A 9,629-nucleotide genomic window follows, 5' to 3' on the forward strand; every position below is an offset into this window, starting at 1 on the left:
GGGCATGGAGATCTGGTACAACCCGTCCTGCTCGAAGTGCGTCGGAGCCCGGTCCACCCTGGACGCCGCCCGGGTGCCGTACCGGCTGCGGGCGTACCTCGACGCCCCGCCCAGCGCCGAGGAACTGACCGGGGTGCTGCGCCGACTCGGCGCCCACGCCTGGGACATCTGCCGGACGCAGGAGCCCGCCGCCGTGGCGCAGGGCATGGCCGACTGGCCCCGCGACGAGGCGAGCGAGCCCCGCTGGATCGCCGCCATGGTGGCCGCCCCGGAGCTGATCCAGCGGCCGATCCTGCTCCTCGACGACGGCGGCGCACTGGTCGGGCGTACCCCGGAAGCGGTCGACGAGGCGGTCGACCGGAGCCGCTGACCGCCCCCACCCGGGCCGGTCGACCGGATCCGCTGACGGCCCCGGTCGGCCGACCGGCCGTCGGGTCAGTCCGGGGTGGCCGGTGCCTCCGGGCCGGTCGCCTCGGCGTGCCGCTGGCGCAGCCGGTCCCGGATCTCCTCCGGCGTGTACGCCCGGCGCCGCCGCTCCGCCCGCGCCACCGCGACCCCGGTGGCCGCCACCCCGACCACGCCGGCCAGCCCGAGAATCTTCCACCACTGCATCCGCTGCCGCATCCGCCTAGGGTAGGGCGTCATGAGCATCAGCCTGGACGAGGCCGTGGAGTTGACGCGTACCGGAGATGTCTGGATCTTCCGGGGCCGCAGCGTGCCGGACCGGGCCATCCAGCTCACCACCAACAGTCCGGTCAACCACGTGGGCATGGCGGTGGTGCTCGACGACATGCCACCGCTGATGTGGCACGCCGAGCTGGGCCGGTCGTTGCCGGACCTGTGGACCGGTACCCACCAGCGCGGCGTGCAGCTGCACGACCTGCGCGACGCGGTCTGCGTCTGGGCCAACCGGTACGGCCAGCGGGCCTGGCTGCGGCAGCTCGAACCGCCGGCCGACCGGGACATGGAGGACGCGGTGCTGCGGACGGTCGCCCGGCTGGACGGTACGCCGTTCCCGTCCACCGCCCAGCTCGCCTGGAGCTGGGCCCGGGGGCGGGTGCCCGCCATCCGCCTGCCCGGACTGCGCCGCAGCACGACGGACGCCGGCACAGCTGACACCAGGACGGCTGACGTCGGCACGACGGACGCCGGGCCGGCCGGTACCGGGACGACGGTCGCCGGGGCGGCCGAGCCCGCCCGGGCCGGGGACACCGCCGGGGAGGGCCGGGGAGTCGGGGTACGCGACCGGGCGCTGGAGACGGCGTACTGCGCCGAGGTCGTCGCGGTGACGTACCAGGCGATGGGGCTGCTGCCCGCCGGCCGCCGGCCCAACTGGTACGACCCCGGGCGGTTCTGGAGTGGCGACGACCTCGATCTGCTCGGAGGTGCCCGGCTCGGCGACGAGATCCAGGTGCGGATTCCGCCCCGGTGAGACCCGGAGAGGTTTGCCGGGATCGTGGCCCGGAAATCCTGGCGGCGTGAACACCTCCACCGATCTCGCCACGCTGACCGACTTCTTCGACCGGTACGGCGTCGCGCTGACGACCGCCGACGTACCGGCCATCGCCGCCTGCTACGCGCTGCCCGGCCTGGTCGTCGCGGACACCTACAGCTTCTCGTTCACCACCCCGGCCGCCGTGGCGCTCTCCTTCGTGGGCGCCGCACCGGACTACACCGAACGCGAACTGGTCGCCGCGAACGCCCAGATCCGCGACGTGCAGCAGTTCTCCGCGCTGCTCACCATGGTCGAGGTGGAGTGGGAGTTCCTGGACAGCCAGGGCGGCGCGGTACCGGGCGAGTGCTACCGGTACCTGCTGCGCGGCACCGAGGAGGGGCCGGTGATCTGCACGGTCGTCCGGACCGGCTGACCCGCCCGTCAGGCTCCGGTGGGGACCCAGAAACGGAGCTTGTCGCCGCGCTGGTCCTCCAACACGCCACCGTTGGCCTCGATGACCCGACGGGAGGCGACATTGTCCACGTCGCAGGTGACCAGCGCCGAGGTGATGCCGAGGTCGCGGGCCACCGGCAGTACCGCCCGCAGCATCGCGGTGGCGTGCCCGCGTCGCCGGGCGGTGGGCCGGACGTCGTACCCGATGTGCCCGCCGAGCTCCCGCAGCGACTGGTTGAGCCGGTGCCGTACCGCGATCCGGCCGAGATAGACCGGACCGGCGACCCACCACAGTGTGGTCGACGGCACGAAGCCCGCCGGGCGCGGCGTCTCCTCCCGGGCCTGGGACCGTAGCTCGCGGACGAACTCGTCGAAGCCTGCCGGGGTGTGCCAGGTCGCGCAGTGTTCGCGGATCTCCCGCCCGACCATGGTGTGGTCCTGCCGGTCACCCCGCCCCTCGGCCCGGAACTCGGCCATTGCGGCGAGGAACGAGGCGTGTACCTGCGGGGTGGGTGGTACCAGGGTCGGCGTGCGGGGCAGCCCGGATGTGTCCATGGCGAGATTGAACGGCAACCGGGCAGCCAAAGGCGACCGTTTTGCGGGCTGCCGGATCGCCGGCCGGCCGTTAGGCTCCCGGTCGGCCATTGAGGCGCTCCGGGCGGTTCGACGAGGGAGACGGTTGACATCCTCCCCGTCACTAGCGGACGGGGGTTCCCGTGGTCGCCCTCGGGTTTTCCTGCTTCGCCGACGACCGCGCCGTCCGAGAGGACTCTCGTTGAGGTCTTACACCGCCTCCACAGGCAATCACGGAGAGCCCCTCCGCGAGAATGGTGCGGGCCGCGTTGACGTCCCGGTCGTGGGCGGTGCCGCATCGGCAGGTCCACGTCCGGACGGTCAGCGGCATCCGCTGTGCGAGCGCGCCACACACCGAGCACAGCTTGCGTGCCTGCAACGCCATGTTGTAGACCAGCCGCACACAGCCGAACGTACGGGCGAGCTCGGCAGCCTGCCCGGCGGTCGGGTAGAAGCGGTACCTGAACGGCCGCTTCACCGCCCTGGCCACGGCTCACAGGCTAGCCAGCTGGCCGGTGAGCCCCGCGGTGCCACGCGGGTGGACGCCGGTCCGCCCTGGCGGCGGATCGGCTTTCTCTGCTCTGCACCGCAGGGGCTCCGTTTCCTCTCCGGCCTGAAGGCCCGAGTATCCACGGAAGGAAACCGATGACCAGCAGACGTGCCGGCCGGGGGGCTTCCGGGGTCATCGCCGCCGCACCGTGGATCGTGGTCATGCTCGGGGTGGGCACGATGGTCGTGCTTCTGGTACTCGCGGTGGGCGCCGTGCGAGGTGACCGGCGCCCGTTCGACGGGTTGGCCGTGGACGCCGCACCGCCGCCCACCCTGCCGGCCGACGACGGGCGGTTGACGACCAACGGTCCCCGGGTCGACGGCAGTGCCAGCCCGACCCCGGGCCGCACCTCCGCGCGGCCGTCGGTGTCCCCGTCCCGGTCGTCGACCCCCAGGCCGACGGCTTCCGGTACGCCGTCGCGGAGCGCGACGCCGGGCACGCTCCTCTCGCCGCCGGCACCGTCGACGGCAGCGATGACCGGCCGGTACCGGGTGCTGGAAAGCTACCGGGACTCGTTCATCGGTGAGGTCCGGGTGGTGAACACCTCGACCACCGCGCAGAACTGGTCGGTCCGGTTGACCTTCCCGAAAGAGGTGGACCGGCTGCGGACCCACTGGGTGGAGTCGGCCGCCCAGGCTGCCGCCAGCCGTTCCGGCTCGGCGTACGTCTTCACGAGCGGGGCGCCGCTCGGGCCGGGGCAGACCGCCTACCTGCGGATGCACTTCCACCGGTCCGGCTCGACCGACCGGCCCACCGGCTGCACCGTCAACGGCGTGGCCTGCGCCGTCGCCTGACGCGATTCCACTGCTGGCGAGCGACGGCACGGCGCTGCCGGCTGCCGTCGCGACACTTCGTCCACTCTCCCCTTGCGCAAGGTTCTGCCTTTGTTGCGACTCGGTTTGCAAGCTATTGCAGAATGTTTCGGCAAGGGCTAGCGTGCGGGCGAATCAACGACCACAGGAAGGCCGTCGATGAAACCCCCGCCGAGATCGCGTACCACCCTGCTTGCCTTCGTTTCCCTGCTCACCCTCTCCCTGATCGGCGTCCCCGTCGCCGTCCACCAGTTCGACGGTCGGGCCAGCGGCGCGCCGACCCCCACCGGTACCGTCCAGTGGTCGGCCGAACCGTCGGCCGAGGTCCTGGCCCGGGCCGCCGGCAAGCGCGAGCGGGCCGAGCAGTTCTACTTCGTGCTGCCCGACCGCTTCGCCAACGGCGACCCCCGCAACGACGCCGGTGGCCTCACCGGCGACCGGCTCGCCACCGGCCTCGACCCCAAGGACAAGGGCTTCTACCACGGTGGTGACCTCAAGGGCCTGATCGACCGGCTCGACTACATCGAGGGCCTCGGTACCACCGCCATCTGGCTCGCCCCGATCTTCAAGAACAAGCCGGTGCAGGGCACCGGGTCGGACGTCTCGGCCGGCTACCACGGCTACTGGATCACCGACTTCACCCAGGTCGACCCGCACTTCGGGACCAAGGAGGACCTGAAGAAGCTGACCGACCTGGCCCACCGGCGGGGTATCAAGATCTACCTCGACATCATCGTCAACCACACCGCCGACGTCATCAGGTACGCCGAGAACAAGTACTCCTACGTGGACAAAGCTACCGCGCCGTACCGGGACGCGCAGGGCCGGCCGTTCGAGGACCGCAACTACGCCGACGGCAGCCGGCGGTTCCCCGAGGTGAACACGAAGTCCTTCCCGTACACGCCGACCTTCGCCACCGACGCGGACAAGACGGTCAAGGTGCCGGCCTGGCTGAACGACCCGACCATGTACCACAACCGGGGCGACTCCACCTTCGCCGGGGAGAACAGCGAGTACGGCGACTTCTTCGGCCTCGACGACCTGTGGACCGAGCGCCCCGAGGTGGTCCGGGGCATGACGAAGATCTACGCCGACTGGGTGCAGAAGACCGGCGTCGACGGCTTCCGGCTGGACACCGTCAAGCACTCCAACCTGGAGTTCTGGCCGCAGTTCGCGAACGGCATCGAGGCCGCCGCCGACAAGGCCGGCAAGCCGGACTTCTTCATGTTCGGTGAGGTCTACAGCGCCGACCAGGAGGTCACCTCCACCTACGTACGGCGCGGCGGGCTGCCCGCCACCCTCGACTTCGCCTTCCAGGAGGCCGCCCGGGGCTACACCGCCGGGAACGGCTCCGCCCAGGCCCTCGCCGAGGTGTACGCCAGGGACAGCCTCTACGCCGCCCGGGACACCGGGGCCGACCGGCTGCCCACCTTCCTCGGCAACCACGACATGGGCCGGATCGGCTCGTTCGTCGCCGGCGGGGGCACCGACCCGGCCAGCCACCTGCGGCGCAGCCAGCTCGCCCACGAGCTGATGTTCCTCACCCGGGGACAGCCGGTGGTGTACTCCGGCGACGAGCAGGGCTTCACCGGCCCCGGCGGGGACAAGGACGCCCGGCAGGACATGTTCGCCTCGAAGGTGCCCGACTACCTCGACGACGACCTGCTCGGCACCGACCGGACCCACGCCAGTGACCAGTACGACCGCAGCCACCCGCTCTACCGGACGATCGCCGACCTGGGGGCGCTGCGCAAGGCACACCCGGCGCTGCGCGACGGCGTCCAGGTGACCCGGTACGCGGCCGACGGTGCCGGGGTCTTCGCCTTCTCCCGGATCGACCCGGTCAGCCGCACCGAGTACCTGGTCGCGGTCAACAACGCGGCCACCGCGCAGACCGTCACCGTGGACACCTGGTCCGCCGGGGCGACCTTCGCCGGCATCTACGGCGGCGCCGCCACCGGTACCGCCGGTGCCGACGGCAAGCTGACCCTGACCGTGCCGCCGCTGTCGGCCGTGGTGCACGCCGCCGGCACGCCGGTCGCCGTACCGGCCGCCGCCCCCACGGTCCGGATCACCGACCCCGCCCCGGACGCCGCGGTGGCGACCCGCGCCGCGGTCACCGCCCAGGTGACCGGGGACCCGCTGGCCACCGTCACCATGGCCGCCCGGGTCGCAGGCGGCAAGTGGACCCTGCTCGGCAGCGCCGACCGGGCCCCGTACACGGTGCACCACGACCTGGCCGGGTTGGCGGCCGGCACCCGGGTGGAGTACAAGGCAGTGGTGCGCGACAGCAGGGGACGCACCGCGAGCACCCGGTCCACCATCACCGTGGCCACCCCCGAGCAGGCCAGCTCCCGGGAGTGGGCGGTGGTGCACTACCAGCGCCCGGCCGGCGGGTACGACGACTGGGGTCTCTACACCTGGGGCGACATCGACCCGGCGTACCAGACCACCTGGCCCAACGGGCAGCCGTTCGCCGGTGAGGACTCCTTCGGCCGGTTCGCCTGGGTGAAGCTCAAGCCGGGCGCCAGGTCGGTCGGCTTCCTGGTGGTGAGCAAGGACGGGGTCAAGGACGTCGAGAACGACCGGACCATCGACGTCACGCAGACCGGCGAGATCTGGGTCAAGCAGGGCGACCCGGCGATCTACCCGACCCGGCAGGCGGCCACCGGTGAACCGGAGCCGCCGGTCGAGGAGGGCACCGCCGTGCTGCACTACCGCCGGGCCGACGGCAACTACGACGGCTGGGGGCTGCACGTCTGGGACGGTGCCGCCAACCCCACCGAATGGTCCGCGCCGCTGGCCCCCGCCGCCCGGGACGCCTTCGGCGTCACCTTCCGGGTGCCGCTGGCCGCCGGGGCGACCGGGCTGAGCTACATCATCCACCGTGGGGACGAGAAGGACCTGCCGACCGACCAGCGGCTGGACTTCGCCACCGCCGGCCGCCAGGTCTGGCTGCTCGCCGGTACCCCGGGCCGGCTGCTGCCGGTCGCCGTCACCGAGGGCAGGGGCGACACCGACATCACCAAGCAGAAGGCGCACTGGATCGACCGGTCCACCGTCGCCTGGGCCACCGGCCCGACCGACGGCAAGCGGTACGACCTGGTCACCGCACCCGCCGGCGGGGTGACCGTGGTCGACGGCGAGCTGTCCGGGACGTACACCTCGCTGCCGTTGCGGGCGCAGGCCAACGGGCTCACCGAGGCCCAGCGCGCGGTCTTCCCGCACCTGTGGGCGTACCGCACCTTCACCCTCGACAAGGGTGACCTCGGTCGGGTGCCGGCCGCGCTGCGCGGGCAGCTCCTGGTGACCGAACGCGACCACACCGGCAAGTTGCTCGCCGCCACCGGCGTGCAGATCCCCGGTGTGCTCGACGACGTCTACGCCGCCGCGACGAAGGCGAAACTCGGCCCCACCTTCGACCGGGGACGACCGTCGCTGGCCCTGTGGGCACCCACCGCCCGGAAGGTGACGCTGCAACTGTTCGACACGCCCACCGCCGCGCCCCGGACCGTGACCATGCAACGGTCGGACCGGACCGGCGTGTGGACCGTCCAGGGCGCGAAGAACTGGGTCGGGAAGTACTACCGGTACCAGGTGGAAGCCTGGCAGCCGGCCGCGCAGCGGATGGTCACCGCCTCGGTGACCGACCCGTACTCGGTGGCCCTGGCCGCCGACTCCACGCACAGCCAGCTCGTCGACCTCACCGACGCCGACCTCGCGCCGAGGGGCTGGTCGAAGCTGCGCAAGCCGGCGGCCGTGCCGTCGTCGAAGGTGCAGATCCAGGAGGTGTCGGTCCGGGACTTCTCCATCGCCGACAGCACCGTGCCGGCGGGGAAGCGGGGCACCTACCTCGCCTTCACCGACCCCGGTACCGCCGGCATGCGGCACCTGCGCAAGCTCGGCGACGCCGGGGTCACCCACCTGCACCTGCTGCCCGCGTTCGACTTCGCCACCATCCCGGAGCGGCGGGCCGACCAGCAGCAGCCGGCCTGCGACCTGGCCGCGCTGCCGCCGGACTCGGACGAGCAGCAGAAGTGCATCGAGGCGGTCCGCGACACCGACGGCTACAACTGGGGGTACGACCCGCTGCACTACACCGTGCCGGAGGGCGGGTACGCCGTCGACCCGGACGGGGCGGCGCGGACCGAGGAGTTCCGGCGGATGGTCGCCGGGGTCAACGCCGCCGGCATGCGGGTGGTCATGGACGTGGTCTACAACCACACCTCGGCCGCCGGTACGGATGCCAAGTCGGTGCTCGACCAGATCGTGCCCGGGTACTACCACCGGCTGCTCGACGACGGCAGCGTGGCCACCTCCACCTGCTGCGCCAACACCGCCCCCGAGCACGCCATGATGGGCAAGCTGGTCGTCGACTCGCTGGTCACCTGGGCGAAGGCGTACAAGGTGGACGGGTTCCGGTTCGACCTGATGGGCCACCACCCGAAGGCGAACATCCTGGCCGTCCGGGCCGCGCTGGACAAGCTGACCCTCGGCCGGGACGGGGTCGACGGCAGGTCGATCCTGCTCTACGGCGAGGGCTGGAACTTCGGCGAGGTCGCCAACGACGCCCGGTTCGAGCAGGCCACCCAGGGCAACATGGCCGGCACCGGGATCGGCACCTTCAACGACCGGCTGCGGGACGCGGTCCGGGGTGGCGGCCCGTTCGACGGCAACCCGCGCATCCAGGGCTTCGCCTCCGGCCTGTTCACCGACCCCAACGGTGACCCGGTCAACGGCACCGCCGACCAGCAGCGGGCCCGGCTGTTGCACCAGCACGACCTGATCAAGGTCGGGTTGACCGGCAACCTCGCCGGCTACCGGTTCGTCAACTCGGCCGGGCAGCAGGTGACCGGGGCGCAGGTCGACTACAACGGCGCACCGGCCGGCTACACCGCCGCGCCCGGTGAGGCGGTCACCTACGTCGACGCGCACGACAACGAGATCCTGTACGACGCGCTGGCGTACAAGCTGCCCGCCGACACCCCGGCGGCGGACCGGTCCCGGATGCAGGTACTCGCCCTGTCGACCGTGATCATGGGGCAGGGCAGTGGCTTCGTCACCGCCGGTACGGAGCGGCTGCGGTCGAAGTCCCTCGACCGCAACTCGTACAACAGCGGCGACTGGTACAACCAGATCCGCTGGAACTGCGCCGACGGCAACGGCTTCGGCGCCGGCCTGCCGCCAGCCCAGGACAACGCCGACAAGTGGCAGTACGCGAAGCCGCTGCTGGCCGACCCGAAGCTGGTGCCGGACTGCGCGGCGGTCGACGCCACCGAGGCCGGCTACACCGAGTTGCTGCGGATCCGGGCCTCGTCGCCGGTGTTCGGGCTGAACACTGCGGAGCAGGTGCAGCAGCGGGTCGCCTTCCCGCTCTCCGGTACCGGTGAGACCCCGGGTGTGCTGACCATGACGCTGGACGGTCGTGGGCTGGACCGGCAGTGGACGTCGGTGACCGTGGTCTTCAACGCCACCGGCGAGGCGGCCACCCAGACCGTGGCCGGCCTGCGGGGCGCGACGGTCAGCCTGCACCCGGTGCAGCAGACCTCGGCCGACCCGGTGGTCCGGACCGCGTCGTTCGACGTGGGCAGCGGGACGTTCACCGTCCCGGCGCGGAGCGTGGCGGTCTTCGTCCAACGCTGAGGTGTAAGGAAGGGCCCCTTCTTATCGCTTTCGGTAGGCGGTTTCTGGGGGTCGTCGCAACACCTGATGGCTTATGTGGTTGTCAGTAGATCACGCAGACGCTCGGCTGGGTTGTCCCAGCCGAGCGTCTGTCGTGGGCGGCCGTTGAGTTCCTGGGCGACGT

The 9,629-nt window shown here is 71.8% G+C and carries 8 protein-coding genes; 5 read left to right on the top strand and 3 right to left on the bottom strand.

Features of this window, described 5'->3' with window-relative positions; translation table 11 throughout:
* Nucleotides 1-370: ArsC/Spx/MgsR family protein (locus tag GSF22_RS25325; protein WP_244454091.1), on the top strand; the 370-nt coding region annotated here is incomplete at its 5' end.
* A gap of 65 nt (nt 371-435) precedes the next feature.
* Here GSF22_RS25325 and GSF22_RS25330 read toward each other — a convergent pair.
* Nucleotides 436-624, bottom strand: coding sequence for a hypothetical protein (locus tag GSF22_RS25330; RefSeq protein WP_208816247.1), 189 nt, complete (start codon nt 622-624; stop codon nt 436-438).
* A gap of 19 nt (nt 625-643) precedes the next feature.
* Here GSF22_RS25330 and GSF22_RS25335 point away from each other — a divergent pair, with 19 nt between their 5' ends.
* Nucleotides 644-1,432 carry a hypothetical protein gene (locus tag GSF22_RS25335; RefSeq protein WP_208816240.1) on the top strand — a complete coding sequence of 263 codons (789 nt, stop codon included), beginning with the start codon at nt 644-646 and terminating at the stop codon, nt 1,430-1,432.
* Nucleotides 1,433-1,478: 46 nt separating this feature from the next.
* A complete protein-coding gene (locus tag GSF22_RS25340; RefSeq protein WP_208816241.1) occupies nt 1,479-1,868 on the top strand; it encodes a hypothetical protein in 390 nt (129 codons plus the stop codon).
* 8 nt (nt 1,869-1,876) lie between these two features.
* Here the strand turns inward: GSF22_RS25340 and GSF22_RS25345 are convergent, their stop codons facing one another.
* Entirely contained in the window at nt 1,877-2,443 is a 567-nt protein-coding gene (locus GSF22_RS25345; RefSeq protein WP_208816242.1) for a GNAT family N-acetyltransferase, read from the bottom strand.
* A 142-nt stretch (nt 2,444-2,585) separates the two neighbouring features.
* A complete protein-coding gene (locus GSF22_RS25350) occupies nt 2,586-2,951 on the bottom strand; it encodes a helix-turn-helix domain-containing protein (RefSeq protein WP_208816243.1) in 366 nt (121 codons plus the stop codon).
* A gap of 155 nt (nt 2,952-3,106) precedes the next feature.
* Between GSF22_RS25350 and GSF22_RS25355 the strand changes: the two genes are divergently transcribed.
* Complete coding sequence (locus tag GSF22_RS25355) at nt 3,107-3,805, top strand: cellulose binding domain-containing protein (RefSeq protein ID WP_208816244.1); 699 nt, start codon at nt 3,107-3,109, stop codon at nt 3,803-3,805.
* 177 nt (nt 3,806-3,982) lie between these two features.
* Nucleotides 3,983-9,466 (top strand): pullulanase-type alpha-1,6-glucosidase, encoded by a 5,484-nt coding sequence (gene pulA / locus GSF22_RS25360; RefSeq protein WP_208816245.1) that lies wholly within the window; start codon nt 3,983-3,985, stop codon nt 9,464-9,466.
* Nucleotides 9,467-9,629 lie beyond the last annotated feature (163 nt).

The sequence above is a fragment of the Micromonospora echinofusca genome, assembly GCF_017614955.1.
GTDB classification, from domain to species: Bacteria; Actinomycetota; Actinomycetes; order Mycobacteriales; family Micromonosporaceae; genus Micromonospora; species Micromonospora echinofusca_A.